Annotated in this window: 20 protein-coding genes; 2 read left to right on the top strand and 18 right to left on the bottom strand. The window is 41.1% G+C overall.

Annotated features, from left to right (window positions below; translation table 11 throughout):
- Window positions 1-67: 67 nt before the first annotated feature.
- Window positions 68-1,408 carry a D-alanyl-D-alanine carboxypeptidase gene (locus tag ABJF11_RS19805; protein ID WP_348121971.1) on the bottom strand — a complete coding sequence of 447 codons (1,341 nt, stop codon included), beginning with the start codon at window positions 1,406-1,408 and terminating at the stop codon, window positions 68-70.
- Window positions 1,409-1,496: 88 nt separating this feature from the next.
- Between ABJF11_RS19805 and ABJF11_RS19800 the strand changes: the two genes are divergently transcribed.
- Window positions 1,497-2,465: a zinc dependent phospholipase C family protein gene (locus ABJF11_RS19800; protein ID WP_348121970.1), complete on the top strand. Its 969-nt coding sequence runs from the start codon at window positions 1,497-1,499 to the stop codon at window positions 2,463-2,465.
- Window positions 2,466-2,556: 91 nt separating this feature from the next.
- A complete protein-coding gene (locus ABJF11_RS19795) occupies window positions 2,557-3,048 on the top strand; it encodes a hypothetical protein (RefSeq protein ID WP_348121969.1) in 492 nt (163 codons plus the stop codon).
- On the opposite strand, the gene ABJF11_RS19790 is transcribed toward ABJF11_RS19795, so the two are convergent.
- The 17 genes from ABJF11_RS19790 to pdxA form a co-directional block, all read right to left on the bottom strand.
- Window positions 3,049-4,755, bottom strand: a complete 1,707-nt coding sequence (locus ABJF11_RS19790; RefSeq protein WP_348121968.1) for a hypothetical protein — start codon at window positions 4,753-4,755, stop codon at window positions 3,049-3,051.
- Between the two features lie 171 nt (window positions 4,756-4,926).
- Entirely contained in the window at window positions 4,927-5,802 is an 876-nt protein-coding gene (locus ABJF11_RS19785) for an alpha/beta hydrolase (RefSeq protein ID WP_348121967.1), read from the bottom strand.
- Window positions 5,803-5,844: 42 nt separating this feature from the next.
- Window positions 5,845-6,441 carry a TetR/AcrR family transcriptional regulator gene (locus ABJF11_RS19780; RefSeq protein ID WP_348121966.1) on the bottom strand — a complete coding sequence of 199 codons (597 nt, stop codon included), beginning with the start codon at window positions 6,439-6,441 and terminating at the stop codon, window positions 5,845-5,847.
- A 61-nt stretch (window positions 6,442-6,502) separates the two neighbouring features.
- Window positions 6,503-9,445, bottom strand: a complete 2,943-nt coding sequence (locus ABJF11_RS19775) for a DUF2723 domain-containing protein (protein ID WP_348121964.1) — start codon at window positions 9,443-9,445, stop codon at window positions 6,503-6,505.
- 35 nt (window positions 9,446-9,480) lie between these two features.
- A complete protein-coding gene (locus tag ABJF11_RS19770; protein ID WP_348121963.1) occupies window positions 9,481-9,996 on the bottom strand; it encodes a DinB family protein in 516 nt (171 codons plus the stop codon).
- 203 nt (window positions 9,997-10,199) lie between these two features.
- The gene (locus tag ABJF11_RS19765) at window positions 10,200-10,415 is read right to left on the bottom strand and encodes a hypothetical protein (protein WP_348121962.1); all 216 of its coding nucleotides are present in this window, start codon (window positions 10,413-10,415) and stop codon (window positions 10,200-10,202) included.
- Window positions 10,416-10,641: 226 nt separating this feature from the next.
- Complete coding sequence (locus ABJF11_RS19760) at window positions 10,642-11,280, bottom strand: hypothetical protein (RefSeq protein ID WP_348121960.1); 639 nt, start codon at window positions 11,278-11,280, stop codon at window positions 10,642-10,644.
- 97 nt (window positions 11,281-11,377) lie between these two features.
- On the bottom strand, window positions 11,378-12,496 hold the full coding sequence (locus ABJF11_RS19755) for a helix-turn-helix domain-containing protein (RefSeq protein WP_348121959.1): 1,119 nt from the start codon (window positions 12,494-12,496) through the stop codon (window positions 11,378-11,380).
- A gap of 154 nt (window positions 12,497-12,650) precedes the next feature.
- Window positions 12,651-13,070 carry a hypothetical protein gene (locus ABJF11_RS19750; RefSeq protein WP_348121958.1) on the bottom strand — a complete coding sequence of 140 codons (420 nt, stop codon included), beginning with the start codon at window positions 13,068-13,070 and terminating at the stop codon, window positions 12,651-12,653.
- An 18-nt stretch (window positions 13,071-13,088) separates the two neighbouring features.
- The gene (locus tag ABJF11_RS19745; protein WP_348121957.1) at window positions 13,089-13,640 is read right to left on the bottom strand and encodes an inorganic diphosphatase; all 552 of its coding nucleotides are present in this window, start codon (window positions 13,638-13,640) and stop codon (window positions 13,089-13,091) included.
- Window positions 13,641-13,725: 85 nt separating this feature from the next.
- Window positions 13,726-14,706: an alpha/beta hydrolase gene (locus tag ABJF11_RS19740; RefSeq protein WP_348121955.1), complete on the bottom strand. Its 981-nt coding sequence runs from the start codon at window positions 14,704-14,706 to the stop codon at window positions 13,726-13,728.
- A gap of 94 nt (window positions 14,707-14,800) precedes the next feature.
- Window positions 14,801-15,475 (bottom strand): NAD-dependent epimerase/dehydratase family protein, encoded by a 675-nt coding sequence (locus ABJF11_RS19735; protein ID WP_348121954.1) that lies wholly within the window; start codon window positions 15,473-15,475, stop codon window positions 14,801-14,803.
- Between the two features lie 631 nt (window positions 15,476-16,106).
- Entirely contained in the window at window positions 16,107-16,922 is an 816-nt protein-coding gene (locus tag ABJF11_RS19730) for an N-acetylneuraminate synthase family protein (protein ID WP_348121953.1), read from the bottom strand.
- On the bottom strand, window positions 16,903-17,595 hold the full coding sequence (locus ABJF11_RS19725; protein ID WP_348121952.1) for a hypothetical protein: 693 nt from the start codon (window positions 17,593-17,595) through the stop codon (window positions 16,903-16,905). Before ABJF11_RS19725 ends, ABJF11_RS19730 begins: the two co-directional genes overlap by 20 nt.
- A 341-nt stretch (window positions 17,596-17,936) precedes the next feature.
- On the bottom strand, window positions 17,937-18,518 hold the full coding sequence (locus ABJF11_RS19720; protein ID WP_348121951.1) for a thioredoxin-like domain-containing protein: 582 nt from the start codon (window positions 18,516-18,518) through the stop codon (window positions 17,937-17,939).
- 69 nt (window positions 18,519-18,587) lie between these two features.
- A complete protein-coding gene (locus ABJF11_RS19715; protein ID WP_348121950.1) occupies window positions 18,588-19,190 on the bottom strand; it encodes a 4'-phosphopantetheinyl transferase superfamily protein in 603 nt (200 codons plus the stop codon).
- Between the two features lie 4 nt (window positions 19,191-19,194).
- Window positions 19,195-20,226: a 4-hydroxythreonine-4-phosphate dehydrogenase PdxA gene (gene pdxA / locus ABJF11_RS19710; protein WP_348121949.1), complete on the bottom strand. Its 1,032-nt coding sequence runs from the start codon at window positions 20,224-20,226 to the stop codon at window positions 19,195-19,197.
- Between the last annotated feature and the right edge of the window lie 201 nt (window positions 20,227-20,427).

Genomic DNA, 20,427 nt, shown 5'->3' with positions numbered 1-20,427 from the left:
ATCAAATAAAACCTCAATCACTGACAGCCCTATGTCAGTGGAATTTGAAAAGTGTATTTTTTTGTGTTTAGTAGCGCTCGTAGATCAGGCGCATGACTTTCTCCATTTCTAATTTTATGGGGCGAGATCCTGTAGGGTAGTTGTTGTTCATAAAGCTGAAATAGAGATCTTTTCCAGACTGTGTACGGATGATTCCAGTCAGACTATGATTGTTGCTCAAAGTACCTGTTTTGGCAAACACATAATGCGATTCCCCCTCTCTTGGCTTGTACCAATCTTTGAGCGTGCCATCCTGACCGCCTATTGATAATACTTCTTTCATTTGCTCGATAGAGATTTCGGTAGAGATATGATTGAGTACCTTGATCATTCCCCTCGGTGTCATCAGGTTGTATCTGGATAATCCGCTACCATCCTTCCAGACTGGCGGAGCAGATGAGATTCGTAGATTATTTTCTTGGGTGAAGTTCAAGACCCCTGCTGCATTTAGCGGCATCTTCGTCTGACTTGCACATAGGTATAGGATGTGCTCTGCGGTCAGGTTATCACTTCTTTTGAGCATAAATGCAAACAACTCCATGGCAGGGCGGCTATAGAGCAAACTAGAGCTGTCGAAGGAGAAGTTTTCGACCCAGTTGATTTTACGCTTTAGTGTGTCCGTCAGCAGTGCAAGGGTGAGCTCATTAGAGGTCTTGTATGGAATACTGTTTTTATAAGGACTTCTTGCAGTATCCGGTGCAAAACTGAAGATATTGGTGTTTTTAAGTCGATTTGGTACCAGTTTTTCATCATCTATCTCCCTGATTTCTGCAAAGTCCGAAAAGAAAGTTGGCTCCACTCGGAAGGTATTATTGATAGAGTCATACACATACCAAATCGTATTGCCATACATGGGTAGAGCTGACCTTTCGGGTTGGAAATAATATTCATAGTCCTCCCAAGACCAGCCAGGTGCAAATTCGGCATCTTCAAAGACAGGCTTTACATAATGAAGGCTATAGCTGGTATCTTTTAAAAAATGCAACACCGGCTGATCCTTGAATTCTGGGTGAAGGAATGTGGGATCACCAGTCCCGGTAAAATACAAAGAATCGTTTCTGAGCTCATATTTGAGTGCAGGTACAGAGTCGTTCATCAGGGTGAGTCCAGCATAGAAGGTTAGCAGCTTTGTGTTTGATGCGGGCGTATAATACTTGTCACCATTCCATTCATAAAGTATGGAGCTGTCCTGCGGGTCGTACAATACAAATCCGGTATGATGACTACTAAACAGAGGAGAGCCTATCAGGCTTTTGTTGAGCAGATCACGATGATATTTTCCTTTGAGGGTAGCGCAAGAGGATAGGACGACTAGCGAACCAATCAGAAAGTAAACGACAAAATTGAGCCTCATAGGATGTACTTGCATTAAAAGCTGAAAATTAATGGCTCAGGAAATAATTTTACTATTAAAGTCTCTTTATTTTCGCTAGTACCACACTTTGATTCGATCGCTCTTGAAAAAGACTGTTATACTTTTGCTACTGGTAGCCACCACTCTTGGGATTTCATCCTATCGCTGGGGTTTCTATGCACATCGAAGAATCAATCGATTGGCTGTATTTACTATTCCGCCAGAGCTCATGGGTTTTTATAAAAAACACATCGTATACCTGACGGAAAATGCCATCAACCCAGATCAACGCAGATATGCAGTGGAGTTTGAAGCCCCAAGGCACTATATCGATTTGGATATCTATGGGGATAGTGCGTTGCATGTGGTGCCACACAATTGGTTTGATGCCGTAGAGAAGTATACAGAAGACACGCTCCAGGCCTACGGTATAGTCCCATGGCATATTACTTTGATGACTTACCAACTGACCAGCGCTTTTGAAGAGCGTAACCTGGACAAGATTCTTCGCTATTCTGCGGATATCGGACACTACATCGCAGATTCTAACGTACCGCTGCACACGACCGAAAATTACAATGGCCAGCTCACCGGACAATATGGAATTCATGGTTTTTGGGAGTCGCGCATACCAGAACTTTACTCTGATGATTACGATTATTTTGTTGGGAAGGCAGAATATGTGGAGGACATAGAAGAGCGTGCGTGGGCTGCTGTGACGGCGGCTCATCTCGCCATGGACTCGGTACTGACATTTGAGAAGCAGCTATCGACACGGTTTTCCGAAAGTAAGAAATACTCCTACGAGCAGAGAGGCAGTACGACTGTCAAAGTCTACTCTCAAAAGTACTCACATGCCTACAATCAGTTGCTAGATGGTATGGTAGAACGGAGGATGCGCGCCAGTATAAAAATGGTGGGCGACATCTGGTTTACCTGCTGGGTCAATGCGGGGCAGCCTGATGTAGAAGAGCTGATCGCGCTGGAAATAGAGGAAATCAGCAAAAAGAAACTTGCCGAAGAGAAGAAGAAGTGGGAGCAGAGAACGGTCAAAAGCAGGGAACATAACTAGTAAACTGCTGTTTGGTGGGCACAATTTGCCATGTGGCGTCTTATTCTTGAAATGCTACAATTTCAATTATACCTTAGAATCAAAAAGCGTCATGAAACATCTAACCCATTTATTGCTATTGGGCTTGCTGGCCAGTTGCATGCCAAAACCAAATCTGGAATCTGCCCGTGAGGAAATCATGGAGATTCACCTCAAACAGCGCAAGTTTCATGTAGAAGAAATGCCCGCTGACTTTGTAGGTCTGATGAGCGACGATTTTATTTCTGTAAACAGGGGGGTGATTTCAACTCCTTCCAGAGAGGATTCTCAGGAGCGATTTACGCGGTATTTTGATCTGGTAGAATTCGAAAAATGGGACGATCTCAGTGAGCCGGAGATCAGATTTTCTGACGACGGATCGATGGCCTATACTATCGTTCATAAAGAGGTAGTGGTCAAATATCAAAATGACTCGAGTCAATGGATTCGTGGCAGGACAGAGTTTTCCTGGTTGGCGGTATACAAAAAAACTGATCAGGGCTGGAAGGTAGATGCAGTGGCATCTACCAATCTACCAGATGAAGAGACTGTGATCTCCGACTGATTACTTACCCTTGGTCAAGGTGACGATATCAACCAATGCTTTGATTAGATTTCTTGACTCTTCTACATTGTTAGCATGAATAGAAAATTCATCCTCATAGTTTTGAATCTCACCATCTTTGTAATACTTGATGATTTTTTCTTTGAAGTTTGTTTCTAGCTTCACAGAAATAGATCGACTAGACACTTCGAAATCAATGTTTCGCTCATTTAAATCAGCGAAATTCATTTCATAGACCAATTCTGTGCTGCCTTTTTCGTCGATCTCTATTTTTGTAAATTTGAATTTATCGTATTTGCCAGCATTGACAAGCTCCAGGCTTTGGCTAAATGTATCTCCACCTTCTCTTACGTCTTTGACAGACTCGGTGAGCCATTTTACTTTTGCCTCCAGGCCATCATTTGGTACTAGCGGCATGTAGTTGGCACGACACAGCTCTATAGATTTTTTGATTGCATATTTTAGGCGCCTTGCATTTTCAGCGTCTTCGCAGTAGAGTTTGAATGATTCGTCGTATGGATCCAATTCGCCATTATCGAGAACCTTCATCAATTTTTGCTTTTTATTCGTGATCAACTCGATGAACATTTTCGAACCGCTGATGTCATAGTCAATGACCTTGTCGTTGATGTCTATCCAGTTGAAATTATGTTGCTTTTTCTCAGATTTGCTTTCAGAAATCTCGGTTATTACATATTCTGCGAGACAGTCGGCGTTGAACGACTGCTCATAAGTATCGCCACCATAGGTCAGTGCTAGTGTGCCACTGCTCACTGCGCTTAAAGCATCTTCAGCCGTGCTAAATTCGGGAAACGATAACTCTACTTGCTTTTCGGCCTCAGGAATAATAAGCGTCAAAACCGTCTGTAAATCTCTAGCTTCTTCTACATTGTTGGTTTTGATTACTATATCATTTATAAATGGCTTGGATACACCGTCTTGACTGTATTTGATCAGGTTGTGCTTTCTTTTGGTTTCAAACTCAAGGCCAAATTCTGATCCGCTAATATCGAATCTGACTGTATTAATATTGATATCAGCCAGATTGAAGGAGTACTCCAATTGCTTAGATGATTTACCTGTCTCTACTACAGTCAGTTTGACCTTTCCTGCATATTTTGCATCCTGTTGCAAAGATTGAGCATATGCTTCATCTGAATAGTTGGCGTCTTTTACGTTGGATTCCAACCAGGAGAGCATTTCCTCATAGTTGTTCAAGCTGAGCTTGTTGAGCATGAGCTCTTCAGCGATAGGAATAGCCTGCTCCAATATTTCTCTGATTTTTCTAGCGTTGTCAATGTTGGCCGCTACTATTTGCAATTCTTCGGTATAGGATTTGACCTCCTGATCCTGAAAAGTTTTGATCAGCTTTTGACTGTTCTTGATTTTGACATTGACTACAATCAGGTCGCGTTCGGTACTTTCCCTAACTGTATATGGATCTATGTCGGCAATGTTTAGCTCGTAAGCATAGGTGTTTGCACTGCCCTTGGTCGACGTTTTTGTATAACTGTATTGAATCACACTGTTATTCACAAAGAGCAATTCGGATTCATACTTATACTTGCTGGTCTCTACATCTCCTATCGCCACGTCTAACGCATCGAAGAGGTTGTTGAACTCTTGCTGTTGTGCATGCAGGTTTGAAAATATGAGACAAAAAATAAAGGATAGAGTGCTGATTATTGATTGTTTGGCTCGATACATAGTTGACAGGTTTATTCTACCACAATATAGAAACTAGCCATTTGTATGCAAAATTCGGATCGCAGTTTGCACTCAATTTCAAACTAAATACCTGAAAATGGGTATTCAATTTGGACGAGCAAATGTCAAACTTGTCCAAATTGGGCTTACCCAGCCGGTAATTTTTTCGGATTAAAAGGCCACGGCATAGAGGCTCTTGATTCTTTTCTTATCACCTTCTTTCAGTGCATTCACTACTTTTTCTATGACCTGATCAGTCCAGAGCATTTTGTAATGTCCGGTTTTTTCGAGCAACTGAATTTCTGATTTTGGCCATTGATTGTAAATGGCGATAGAGTTGGATTTGGGCAGTATTTTATCGTAAGAGTCATGTATGAGAAGCAGGTGATTGTACCTGATTTTATCGCTGAGCTGATCCACTCTCACACCTTCCAGTGGCTCATGGAGAATATTTTCAGCACGCTGGCATAGTTGCTGATGGGCCCTTTTGTTCAATCCTACATAATTAGAGAAGTCTTGAAATATTTGAGTGATCTTGTTTGGACTGGTCAAAAATATCAATTGGTCTACCTGATGACTGGTTTTAGACAAAGCGTAGGCTGTGACCGCCGACCCAAACGAATGAGAAACCACCGAGAATGGCTGCTTTGGATTCAGGTGATTGATGACTTCAAGAAATACCTCCTTACACATTTTGATATTGGCCTTTTTCAATTTGGAAAAACCGTGTGCTGGTAAGTTGAAAAGTATCACATGGTGTCCTTCCTCAGCTAATTTTAATCCAATGGCAGACATACTCGCTGCGTTGGATTCCCAGCCATGCACGAGTAGCACCATTGGCCCTGAAGGATTGCCCAATTCAAAACATTGGATATCCTCTAGATAATGTTTGATTTTGAATGATTTTGCCACTTTGTAAAAGGAAAGCTCCTTGGATCTGACCTTCTTGTTCAAAGGGCGTTGGAACAATTCGAATGCTTGGTTTCCTGCTAGCTTTGGGGCTATTGAGGATACCGTTCTGAAGTAAGTTTGGATTAGTTTTATCATAGTAGTAATTATACCAATCGGTATATTTTAGTTAAAATTTTTTTAAGCTCTCATTTCGGTTTCTATCATGCGATCCACGTGATTCATCAATTCTGAGAGATGGTTTTCATCGTTGAGCATGCTGGTTATAAATATTCCACCCTGTATTTGCGCATAGATTTGATTGGCGTATTTCAAGGAATCAATACTTGATTTGATAGTACCTTCTGTCTTAGCCTGATCTATTATATCTGCGATTTTTTGGATGAGTTTGTTCATCACTTCTACCACTCTCAGATATAGCGTATGATTGTGATTCAGTGAGTCGATACCTACGTTGATCATAGGGCATCCACCGTGTAATTTTTCATCGGCATAGTACTTTCTGAAAAATCTGGTGATTTCTTTCAATTTTGTGAGTCCATCAGCTTCCATGTTCATGCGATCTCGCAATTTGCTCATGGCGCGTCTGATATTATAGTTGAATGCCTGTAGTGCCAGATCCTCCTTGTCTTTGAAATTGCCGTAGATGGCTCCTTTGGTGAGGCCTGTAGCCTGAGTAATGGCCGATAGACTCGTGCCAGTATAGCCGTGCTTATTGAAATAGGGTCCTACCTTTTCAAGAATAAACTGGGTCGTTTTTTCAGCTTTGGTCAACATAGCAAGGCAATACTAAACAAAAATATTTAAAAAATATACCAAGTGGTATATTTTTTAAATATTAGCTATCAAATTGTTGCATATACTTTTCGAACATTTCAGCGAAAGCTGTACTGCGCTCTGACCACTCATTTTGATAATAAATAACCGCCAGTTCACGCAGAGTATAGAGCTCTTTTCGAATTTGCTGAGGATCGGCAGCTTCGTTGGCCAGTGCGTAATCGAGAAAATCGACGGACTGGGCAGCCAGGGTATCCGAAATATGATCTGCTGTTGATATTTCATTGAGCTGTAGCAGTAAGTCTGTGGTTTCCAAATGGGTCATATCATAAGGAGCCAGTCTTTCCGGGAAGACCTTTAGTGCAAACTGCAACGTTTCTCTAGCCTTGCCGCTTTGTCCGGTATCCAGCAGTACCTTGGCGAGCTCGTTGTATTGCTGGCGCTGTCCCATCAGCATTCCCTTATAATAGGGAGAATAATAGGGTGACTCGCTTTTATGATCTCGCCATGCCTCTTCTCTGACCAATCGGTCATACATTTTCGTCTCGTCGATCAGCACCGAATCATCCGCAGGATTGTTGACAGGTAGGAGCTGATAGGCGCTACCTTCCTGAATCACATGATTGCGCAATTCAAAATTGACACTATTGAGCGAGGTATAGTTAAAGTAAATGGGTCGTTTCCATTCGTTGGAATCAATCAGATCCAGAATCACCAAATCCTTTTTTTCCAATCCTCGCCCTTTAAGTTTGAATTCTAATTTTTCAGTCATCTTTGGGTGGTGGCGTTCGGGTACTTTTTCCTTTACCTCAGCGAGATTGGTTTTCACGTAGAAGCTATCCGATGGTGTAGTATTGAGACTAGACCATCCGGCGGAGGCTTGTAGTGCCTTACTTTCTTTTTTAATTAATCCGAGGTATTGACGCGCACTGATAGCTCCATTGATTTTTGGATTTTTAACCAGTGGTAAATAATCATTTAGTCCGCCTTGCTTATAGCTTTCTGGCGATAGTGCCAGGGGCAGAGGGGCAGATTGATTTATCTTTTGATAAAACTGATTGACATACCAGTCTGCATTTGCATAGCTCATGACTATGACTCGCACGTCTGTTCTGAATTCTTCTACTTCCTGCACATACCATAGCGGATAGGTGTCATTGTCTCCTCCGGTGAATAGAATAGCATCCTGATCGCAAGAGGCTAGCATCATCCTGGCTTGATCCACGCTTAGGTATCTATTGCTACGATCGTGATCATCATAATTCTGAAAAAGCAGGATACCTGGCACGGCGAACGAAAATATTCCAGTGGCAATTGTCGCACGATGAAATGTGATTTTCGGGATTGATTTCAATAGATTGAAAATACTCAACACTCCCAGACCTATCCAGATACAGAAGGCGTAGTAGGAGCCTACATAGATGTAGTCTCGCTCTCTAGGCTCTACAGGAGGGGCGTTGATATAGATGACAATGGCCACACCTGTCATGATAAAAAGCATCCCAGTGACATAAAGCAATTTTTTATCGCGTCTGAGTAGTAGCAGCAGGCCGGCCAAACCCAGGAGTAGGGGCAGCATGTAATAGTTATTTCTTGCTTTATCGTTGGCTAGCGAGGCAGGAAGCGGCTCCATATCACCTGACGGTCCCAGCCATGAAGCACCCTCTTGACCACCAGACTTTCCTACAAAGTTCCAAAGAAAGTACCTGAAATACATATGGCCCAGCTGCTGCGAAAACATAAAGCTCATATTATCTGCAAAATCAGGTCTCTCGTCATTTTTCAAACCTGCTAGTCTCCGATAGGCTGCGGCATGATGAGGCATGCTATTGCTATGCATTCGGGGGAGGAGCATCTGATCTTCGTCTCTGTATACGTACTCCATTCTATGATCTTTCACCACGTATTTGTCTTCTCCCACTTCATAGTAGGGTTTTCCCTTTCGCTGATCTACTACCGGAGCACCAAAGTATTTGCCATAGAGAAGAGGGCGTGTTCCATATTGCTCCATGTTTAGATAATAGATCAGACCCAGGATATTATCCGGATTGTTTTGATTGATGGGAGGGTTGTTGTTTGCCCGTACCAAAATCATAGTGTAGGAGGAATATCCAATCGCCACAAAACCCAGTGCCAAGACAAACGTATTTGCCGTGGCTAAAATTCTCTTTTGTGTATAATTCAGTGCATATATCCAGCCTCCCAGTAATACGATAAGCAGTATAGCTACCCCTGAGCCAAAAGGCAGATTAAAACTGTTGACAAATAATATCTCAAGGCTTTTGGCGAAGTCTGCACCTGTCACCAGTCCATACAAGATTCCCACAAGGATAAGTACGGATACGCCTAAAGCGAATAAGCCACCCAACCAGGTCGGCTTCTCGTATTTTTTGAAATAATAGACCAATCCGATCGCCGGAATAGCAAGCAGATTGAGCAGGTGTACACCGACCGAAAGCCCCATCAGGTAGGCAATCAGAATCAACCATTTGTTTTGATCAGATTGATGCTCTTGGCGTTCCCATTTGAGAATAGCCCAAAATACCAATGCGGTTACAAACATCGAAAAGGCGTACACTTCGGTTTCGGTGGCTGAGGTCCAAAACGAATCTGAAAATGCAAAGGAGAGGGCGCCTACTACTCCACTTATGATCAGAAGAATGGGAGCAGGTTTTGCTTCCATTTTTTCGGTCACTTTCGCCGCAAGCATTACAATACTCCAGTATAAAAACATCACAGCCAGCCCACTAGTCACAGCACTGAGTGCATTTACTGCCATAGCTACCCATTCACTTTGTCCAAAGGACAGCATACTCCACAGTCGTCCGATCAGTAAAAACAGAGGAGCACCAGGTGGATGGGGAATTTCCAACTTATGACTGGCTGCTATAAACTCTCCACTGTCCCAAAACGAGGCCGTAGATTCCATGGTGAATAGATAGAGTGCTGCACTGGTAATGAATAACAGCCAGCCGACAAGATTATTGGTTTTAGTGAAGTTCATAATAGATTGGATGAATGGAATTGGAAAGGACTAACTCATTTTTGCATGAGCATTTCGTGAATAGAGGCCAAATGATGATCATCGTGCTCGGCCACGAAATACGCCAGATCGACGAGCTTCATTGGCGTTCCTAGTCGCGGATGTTTGGCCTGATGATCCAGTTCGGCACCGGTACATGCTCGTAGTTCGGAGATCAATTTTTTGCGTTGCTCAGTGAAGTCTGCGATTAAGTCTTTGATTCGTCTAGAGTCGTGTTCGGCATCTTCTGTTTTTTTATTGGTGAGATCAGCAGCGACTAAATCAGCTTCGCCAGCACGAATTTGTTGGACTCGTCTCAGCCATAGAGGCTCAAGATCAGCCAGATGCCCAACCTGTTTTTTAATGGACCATTTATAGTTGGCCGTTGATTGTAGATAAGCACTTCCGCTGTTGTGAAGTTTGTGCTCTATGCGCAGGCCTGTGCCTTCTAGTCGTTCGACTATGTCTATGAGCAATGAGCTGTCGTCAATGGTTGCGAATTTTCTATCAAACCATTTGGTTCTTTTAATCATAAGTTTGCAGTTGTTATGCACTCATAATCGTAAGAACTCCAACTCTGGTTTCAATAATTCAAGTTTAATATGAACTTTTGGATTTTTGTCAATCAAAAAATGATTCGATCTACACTACCATTGATAAGTTTATAAGTATCAAAAATCGAGAAAAGAGTGAGGCCAGCGAATGGATATTTGCTCATCGCTTTGATCCGTAATCTTTAGTTAGACTTCTTTTCTTTTATCAAGTCTTCCAGCTTTGGGATGTTTGTCTTCTTTTCTTCTTTGTTAATCACCTGTTCTATAGGCGGCTTCTCAAAGTTGCTGGGATGCATAAATATGGCTGATCTTGTAGTATCAGGATTACTTCCCTTTACAATCATGAACCCTAATATCGACAGTCCAAGTATCGTTAGAACAACGGCAAATGTTTTCATATCTGTGGAATTTTACCTCCAAACAGCAATTTCTTTGCCAAGCCAAAAGCTGGTGACATGCTGTCAGCGTAGCACATTTCCTGATAAATCTCCAATACTTAGGTATTGAACGTTTCATCTAGGTAATTCCAATTCCCTGTCAATTCAAAGATTGGACTAGACCAGATAAGAATGATAGCGGCAACAAGAACTCCTATTGCCACTATCAATTGTTTGCTCCTCATCTTTAGAAAGTCAGGGAATAACCAATACTTACATTAACGATCCAAGGAGTATTTGCAAGTCCAACTTCCAAGGCATCATGGGTCTCCGTTTGTCCGGTGATCTGGCTGTCATAATCTAATGACCCATCGATTGTATCACTGACCTTTGGCCAGTATCTCAGACTAGGCGCAATCGTAATTCCTCTAAGTAGATTCTCCTTGTTTTTGAATGGTAGCCAGGTCACATATGCACCCAGACCTAATGTAAAAGTTCTGTAGGAAGCGATTTGATTCGTACTATTCTGAGTCTCTCCGTCATAGTAAAGCTCGAACTTGTGCCACTTTGGTTCGGCTCTTAGATTTAGCCATTCGTTGATTCTGTATCCCACACCAAATCCGGTGGTATACGGAAGGTGTACTGCCAGACCTTGATCTTTGGCTGCTCCAGAGAGCAGGTTGTTGTCAAGGTTTAGAGATACGCCATGCGAGTAGTCGAAAGCCAATCGTTTGAAGAAGATATTGCCTTCTATATTGAAGCCATCGACCATCAACTGATTGGTTCCAAAAAGTAGAGCTACACGATTTTCGAAAGTCTTGTCTGTTTGTGCAAATGAACTATTGCATAAGATAGACGCTGCGATAATTAGGAATGTTTTTTTCATGGTTTTAGTAATTGTTTTGATGCAAATCACATAAAACTCATATAAGCAAACGCTTCATCCGCTGATTTGAGACCTATTAATAAGAATATGAGACCTTTTAGGAGGCCATGGTACTTTGCTGGTATTCTCTGGGGGTGAGGCCAAGTTGCTGCTTGAAGACACGATTGAGTGAAGCCTTGGAGTTGAATCCACTTTCCATACCTAAAGCCAGGATGGTAAATCGTCTTTTCTCCGGGTCTGCCAGTAGCTCCTTAAAATAATCGAGTCTGTAAGAATTCACGAATTCATAAAAGGTCTTTTCTGCCTTTTGGTTGAGCACCTGAGAGATATTATGATTGGTCACTGCCAATTTTTCTGCGATATCTTGCACTTTTAATTCAGGATTGTGAAAGATATTTTCATTTTTGAAAAGCTGTTGGATTCTATCAAAGAGCTCATCGGCAGCTTGATCACTGAGTGAAGAGGTAGTATATTTTTCATTTTCAATCTCAGTGTTGGTTGTACCCACCTCGGCAAAGTTGGCCTGAGCATATTGCTTGATACCTTTGTAGATCAGCCCAAATAGCGATATTACCATCAGTACACTGATCAAAAGATATGGAATCTTGATGTCTGAAATCAGGCCAATATTAAGCAGCAGAAAAGTGATGAGTGAGGTGCTATAAATTATGATATATATCCATGCAAAATATTTGATCCAGTCAAGTTTTACATCTTCCACGTTTGAGTAGAAATCTTTGATTTTTCTTTGGTAATGTCTGAGGCGAAACAAAAACCAAATCATGGCGCCTATGATATAAAGATGTAGCCCTTTATAGAAAAAATGGTACATCCATGGCGGATCAAGGTAAGTTCGACGAATGTCCTCATTTGAGTAGTCGTTGAGAATAAATATATCCAGAACGGCAAATACTGCAAAGGCCACATGAAATAGTGTGAACCACAACCATGATTTTTTAATACGCGACCGACCAGTGATCAAAAGCATGGCATAAAAGAAGAAGGGCAGAAACATCAGGTAGCTCGTGAGGTTGTGGAAGGCAAAACTCCATCGGTTGAGCGCCAGGTTGACCCAGATATCTGAAACTAAATAGGCAGTAAAAGTGAAAATGATCAACATCAAGTAAATGTCAGCAATAGCCCTACGTTTGGTGATCCACAAGGCAATGGCAAACACCAGGAGTAAAGTGATGGCAGTGATGTTGGCAATGAGCATGACTTTATTAATCTATAGGGCTGGACTAAACTGATGGATATAGTCCAAGATACGAATTATTGCTAAATATTGGAGTTACCATGGGCAGTAGTCAGTAGCCTTATTTTATATGATAGGTAGAGCTGCACAGGATTCAGAAGTAATTAAAGAGGAACTACTTTTTGCTTTTTTTTCGCTCGATGTATTCATCCATTCTTGACAGCAGGCGCCACCACTCCTCTTTCCCGCGATAAATCCGAATCGCACCAGCACGCACCAGGATTTTTCTTAGCTCGTTCTCTTCAAAGCCGCCCAGATGCTTTTGTAAGATCTCAAAAGAGCGATCGATATGAGTCTTATGGCTGAGAAAATGCTTGGCCGTCTCTTCTGCCATAAAATCGGTCTTGTATGTCTCTTTCAATATCTGTAAATCTGCCTTTTGGGTTTCTTTGAGGGTATGTAGCTCCGCTTTGTGAGTCTCTTGTAGGACTTGAAAATCGTGACGTTGCTGCTGGCGTTGTGTGAGGTAAGTGATCAGTCCACCGAAGGCTGTGCCTATCAGTGCGGCTAAGGTGGGAATGAGTATTTCAGTCATGGCAGGTGAGTGGTATGGTTACACTTGTAGTGACATCAACTTTTTATAGTCCTCCATGCTTTTCAGAATAATTTCTTTCGCTGTGGCTGCATCCTGAAACTCCTCAACCTCAACGGTCTTATTTTCTAACTTCTTGTAGTCTTCGAAGAAGTTTTTCAGCTCCTTGATGAAGTGAGGTGGTAGTTCAGCGATATCGTTCATATAGTTGACACTCATATCGTTTTCTGCGACAGCGATGATTTTATCATCCGCTTCGCCGCCATCCAGCATGCGCATGACACCGATTACCTTGGCGGAAACGATGCACAACGGTACAATATCGATCTGAGAAAGCACAACGATATCCAAAGGATCCTTATCGTCACAGTAGGTCTGAGGTATAAAACCATAGTTGGCAGGATAGTACATGGCTGAGTATAGCACTCGATCCATCATAAGCAAGCCAGACTCTTTGTCCAACTCATATTTGGCACGTGTATTCTGAGGTATTTCAATGATGCCATTTACAATATCAGGATTGTGATCTCCGACGGCTACTTTGTGCCACGGGTTACTTGGATATATCTTCATGATTAGACTGTTCTTATTTAAATATAAAGGTAAGGGCTGATAGCTAAAACTTCGATTTTTGTAGAAAATAGTTGCTGGTAGGAGATTAGTCCTGACTCTTTGCAGATCGACGACTCTCAATAAAATCAAAGATCCAACGCTGAATATCGGCCTTCTGCGTGTCGTCAGCCCCGATAAACGCATGATTGGTGCCTTCTAGTATATGAATCTCGTTTTCTATACCCAGGCTATCTAGTCGTGACTTCAACGAAATAGACTGATCCAACGGCACCACCTGATCTGCATCACCATGAATCATAAGTACTGGTGGTATTTTATCGTTGAGGTAGGTTACAGGAGAATATTGATCGGCAAACGATTTTGTTTTTTCCTGATCCACTTCAGGATCGAAACCGAATACCCGGTGAGCCAAATTCAAATGCTGATTGATCGGTTTGGGGAGCTCTTTGATCATGGTCATGATACTATCTAAAGATTCGGATCGATATAGTCGGTATAAGTCACTTGGGCCGTAGATATCAATCATATAATCCATCGCCAGCTTAGGATGTGATAACCCAAAATCTGCAGGATTAGTGATTGTATTCATCATAGCAATATGCGCTCCGGCTGATTCTCCCATGATACCAAAGTTGTCCATGTCTAGGTTTAGACTATCAGCATGGCTGGAGATCCATTGAATGGCATCAAAACCATCAACTATACACGCCGGAAAGGGTGTTTTTTTGTCTCTAGCCAAAGTATATTCTATGCTAATGATCGTATAGCCATGATCTCTCAATTTATTGATCGCACCATTCACGCGATTGACATTCATAGATTCTTTTCTGCCAGCAATCCAGGCCCCGCCATGCACGAAAAGTACGAGCGGTGATTTGTCATAGAGGATATTAGTTGGGTGATAGATGTCCAGTGATAGGTTATTCTTATAGGTTACGTTATAAGAGATTTTGCCTTTGGTAATCGGCGCTTCGTTCGCATAGAAAAAGTAGGTCAATCCGACAGTAGTGCTGACTACCAAAATCACAAGTATTACAAATAAATATTTAATTGTTTTTCGAGTCATATCGATTTTATCAATTTGCTTAGAACAATCACCTTATACATTGAATCGGCAAATATATTATCTGGTTCAATAAACACCGTACTTAGAATGAGGGTTAAATTTCAGAAAGCTTGATAATATCCTTAGGTCGAAGAATATTTTTTTCAGCACCTTCAATAGTCGCATGGATCATGGCCAGACCAATCTGGGTTGTATTGACCACAGCGTTGGGAGCCAGCCATTTGATCAATTTGATCAACCACATAAAATAGTCATAGCCAAACTGATAGGCTTTGGTTTTAGACTTAATCCCACGGAGAGGAATAATAGCGCCTGGTCTAAACATGAAGGCTTTTTTGAAACCTACTGCTAGTAGATCATTTTCAGTTTTTCCCTTCACTCTAGCCCACATCGACCTGCCGCTTTCCGTCGAATCCGTTCCTTCTCCTGATACGTAGGTGCAAGTCATACCTGGATTTAGTTTGTAGAGAACCTTGGCAAGTGCCAAAGTATAACCATAGGTTAGCTCGTAGTATTTCTCATCAGATAGACCGCTAGCACTGACACCCATGCATAGATAGCATGCATCATAGCCGGTAAGATCAGCTTCAAGATTACTGTAGTCTGAGAAATCTTTGTGAATTAATTCAGATAGTTTCGGATGAGACATATCCAGTTCGGTTCGACCAATTGTCAATACTTTTTCTATACCCGGATGATCCAGACACTCCAAAAGCACACCTTTTCCGACCATTCCGGTGGCACCTGTAATGATTACTTTTAAACTCATCGCACGCAAACTCATTTAGTGATGCAATCCAAAGATACCTATGATTAACTATTATAAAAATAGGTGAAGTACCTTAGAGTAGGGCATGCTATGAGTTATTCGCTTTATGGCTATGAGAGAATGTTTGATTCAATTACTCTCAATAATAATACTCCCCAGGAAATTATGAAAAGGCTACTTATTATCAGCATATTATTGATTACAAGTAAGATCAATGCACAAACCTTCGAGGCTCACGGGCCAAAAACGTTTTCAGAAATTTTAGAGGCTACATACAATGAGCCCTGCCCATCTCAAAGAAGATGATACTGGATGATTTGCAGGAGCAAGCTATGATGAAATCGACGATTCGGGTGTCACCCTCGATGTGAATGGCAAGTTCGAAGAATTCATTAGCGTGTATCCAAATCCAACATCTAGCCTATTGACAGTTGAGTCAGCTGAAGATGATAATTTGGTTTTATACGACGTTTATGGGCGATTGGTCTTATCACAAAAAACGGTTGACGGAAAAGCTGAATTTTATCTAAACAACTTAGAAAAAGGCATGTACCTGATTAAAAGTGAATCTACCAGGTATTCTTTTGTTCAAAGAATAATTATTCAGTAATGGGTAGAATTATTAATTGGCCTATCGAATATTTTGTAAACGCAGCCTATTTAGTTCATCGTCCAATGGAATATCTCGTAGCGGTAGTGTTTTTAACCTGACGAACGAATCTATGGATTTACACATTTGCTGAAACTCCGTTGGGGTCAATGTACACTTTTCATCAGTATAATTCACGTTACTTTTAACAACGTCAGTTTGATCCAGAGCTAGATGTCTTTCAATATAGCTGACTCCTAAAATGGCCGCAAATATAGAAGGCTCTATCCCAGATTCATGGCCTGAATAACCAACTTTACAGGCGTAAGTTTGCTTGAGGTATTTTATTCGATTGATATTACTCTCATCATTGCTGTGGGGGTACTTGGAGACGCAATGAACCAATGTGAGTTTACTTGATATTTGATTTTCATCCATTAAATCATGAATCAACTGAATTTGCTCAAGTGTTAAACCACCAGTGGAAATTACATACTCCACTTGGTCCTCAAAGATTTTGATAACTGATGCTATAAAATCCAGACTGTGAGCTTCTCTGGAGGCTATTTTCACTTTTTTAGGTTTGAATTTAGCTATTGCGTTAGCAGAGGAGATATCTCGGACGCTGCAAAACCACCCCAAACCAAACTTCTTGCAAATCTCAATGAGAAGGTCAATTTGTTCATCTGATAATTCAAACAATTGTTTATTTGACTTAAACTCTGTATAACTCTCTTTTGCCCGCTTTTCGAATTTAATGTGAGTCGCTCCAGCTTCACTGGCTTTACCAATTAGTGTCTTCAAAATTTCATCATCACCGTGGTGGTTATAGCTTAACTCAGCAACTTTTAGTATCATACAAATAATTTTCACCTAGTCCTTTCAATAATGCCTCAGCCAGATTCCAGTCGTCTTTCACATTGATATCAATCGCATTAATTTTGTCCAATACAAATAGTTGGGGGTTTTGCCCAATATGATACTTATGATGCTTAGCTGTAATGGTGTTGATTAGATAAGCTCCAGCCAGGAGCTCATAAAAATAATCCAGATCTTCAGAATTTTTATGAGCTCTTCCAAATTGGAAGTTAAGTGGAGTGCCATCTGACTTTAGAAGGTGAGTTTGGATTTTTGAAACTGCCAGACAGCTATCATTTGACTCCAACTTATTTAAATAAACTTTAATCATTTCACTGTATATAATTGGCGTAATGAATGGAGTGGTAACAAAACTGAGAAGTATATGCTCATCAGTATAAGGTTTGATTAGATAATCAAACACATCACTCCATAATGAATTTGTCATACTCAGATCATCTGGGCGCGTCTGAAAAGATACACCCTCTGCTTTTGCTATATTGATGATATCTTGATCGTCGCTATCAACTATTATTTCATTAATTTGACGAACTTTCTTAAGTTGTTTTATTTTAATCTGAACCAAATTGGTGAAACAAAAATCCCGTTTATTTTTTTTGGGGACCCTAGTACTTTTTCCCTTGGCTGGGATGATTGCCACGATATTACTCATAAGGTACACTTTCAGATTTTTATTAATTATAAGGTGAATATATCCATTGCACTCTTCTTAGAAGGTATCAACCTCGAAAACATTTAGCGACTACTTATTCTGAATTTAACTTGGAAAAAGTTTTTTGATGGTCGTAATAAAAGATTAAGTAGAATTCAATATTATTATTTCTTTGATTAAACGGAAGTATCAGTAGGTCGGCAGACTTATGTTTTTCCATGTTCATTAATTAGCTCAATATAATGACCTCATGAGTTAATTGCTATTATCAAAGTTCTTATCAACGTTCTCAAGTTCAAAGCAAGGAATCTTTGATTGGTAAAAGCAGCCAGATAAAAAAATCACCTGATTCTACAACCAATTGGGCGCTGATAATCGGCGACAGCGATCTGGGTGGAGAGGAAGTTATTCAAAGCTACCTGCACGTAGTTCTTCCTTACTAATGTCTCAGACTGTGGGCTGTCATCGATGGCTCCTTGATAGATTTTTCTGTAGTTCTTGCCCGAAGGAATGAGAATGACAACCTCTGGGTTTTTTTCTGCTTTCATAGCATTTTTGATCAGCTGCTTTCGATCAGCAAAATATAAGATATTGTCAAGTGTCTGGGCTTCTGCTTTCATGTGAGCCAGAGTTTCCTTGTTGGCAGGATCGGCAGCGTTCGAGTTGATCAGCACAAATCGTACATTTTGATCTTCGTATTTCATGGACAATGCAGAGATGCGATCCTTATACAGTTTTGAGTATGGACAATGGATACTGGTGAACACTAATACTACAGCGGTGTGGGAGGAAAAAGATTCAATCGTAATTTCTTTCTCAGTGACTACATTGTACAAGGGTAAATCTTTACTGACCAAACCTTGAGCATAGCCATAAAAGTTGACAGCCAGGGCCATTGAAATGAGGGAGAGTCTACGGTTCATACTTGGTGTTTTGAGGCTGCTTGGATAAAGTTATAAACTTTATTGATTTTTCATCATGAAGCGCAAGAATCAAACGCTATAAACCAGAGAATATTCCAAAAAATACTCATTTTTAAGTATGTAATTCTCAGTATGCGTATCCAGGATGATCTGAGATTTGATCTCTTTGGAGGTGATTGATAGAACCGCTAGTTCTTTGGTAAAAATCAATTTTTTGCGTCCATGAATCTTATAAAGTGTCTCTTTGGCAGCCCAATGCAAGCAGAGCTTGCTCAAATCATCACCGCAGACAGCCAATTCCTGAGGGTTTAAGAATTTGTGTTTGATTTTTAATAGTTGCGGCCTTGCAGATTCAATATCTATCCCACAAGAACGACTCGGGTGAATTGCACAAGCTACCATTGGATAACTATGAGAGATGGAAATATGATAGGAGGAGTCGATAAGGTGTGGTTTGCCAAAATCATCTTTCCGGATTCCTTGATAAGGTATGTCGAGTTGCTCACACATGGTTTTGAGCAAAGCTCGCGAGGCTAAGAATTCTTTACGTTTTTTAGGATGAAGCGCATCCAACTCTGGGCTAGATTCCAATAGTGATTCGTCCTGTTCCTCTATTTCGGCAAGACCTATACTTGTACTATCGGGGTTGGATTTGATCCAGTGAATCTGCATGTCTTCAGTCTTCCTTATTTTCCTTTCGGCATTTTACGATATCCAGTGCTGCGAATATGGCTGTGCGCATAGAGCCTTCATCAGCCTGGTTTTTGCCAGCAATTGCGTAAGCAGTGCCATGATCTGGAGAAGTCCGTACGAATGGAAGTCCGGCAGTGAAATTAACTCCTGTAGAAAAAGTCAAACTCTTGAATGGAATCAATCCCTGATCATGGTACATAGCCAGTATCGCGTCAAACTTACTATGATCTCCTGCACCAAAAAATCCATCTGCAGGATACGGCCCCATTACAATTTGACCTTTGGATTTGAACTCGTCGATGGCCGGCCTGATGATTTCCTTTTCCTCGCTGCCTAAAAGCCCCTCTTCACCGGCATGAGGATTGAGGCCAAGTACAGCTATTTTCGGTTTGGTGATGCCAAAATCCTGTTTGAGAGATTTTGTCATCATCTTTAGTTTTTTGACAAGCGCCTCTTTGGTTATTGCAGCGGGTACATCTTTGAGAGGGATGTGGCCGGTAAGCACGCCTACTCTCATCGTGTCTGAAATCATAAACATCAAGCTTTCGCTTTGACCCGCCTTTTCTGCCAGGTATTCTGTATGTCCAGCAAATTTGAAAGTGTCGCTCTGGATATTCAGTTTGTTGATCGGAGCGGTCACAAGCGCACTGATATGCCCGCCTTTTAGATCATTGGTGGCAGCCTCCAGAGACTTGAGTGCGTATTTTCCGCCTATGGCATTGTCCTGGCCTGGGTTTATCTCTACCTGCTCTTCCCAGCAATTGACCACATTTACTTTTCTATGATAAGGCTTAGATATGTCATTCAGCGGCGAAAAATTAAAATTATCGAGATTCAATTGCTTTCGATAGAAAGAAAGAACTTTTGTAGATCCATAGATGATCGGTGTCATATGCTGGGTGATTCGACTATTTTCAAGTGCTTTAATTATCACCTCCGGCCCGATACCATTGATGTCACCCATGGTGATTCCGATGAGTGGTTTTTCTTTATGGCTTTTAGATTCTTTATCCATGTCAAATATCAAAATTTAATGAGCTGATTTCCTAACTTTGGAATTAGGATCACCTACATTTAAATATGTATTGTTTTTAAAATTGGTTGCAATTTACTCGGAATCCCTGAGATAAGGTAGATAAAAATTTGACAACCGTTTTTCTCAATCGATTAGAGAATCAAACACGATTCAGCACTATTTATAAATCAAATTATTGCA

Origin of the sequence: Reichenbachiella sp., assembly GCF_039941815.1 — a bacterium.
Classification (GTDB): domain Bacteria; phylum Bacteroidota; class Bacteroidia; order Cytophagales; family Cyclobacteriaceae; genus Reichenbachiella.
This window is presented reverse-complemented; position numbering and strand designations above follow the sequence as displayed.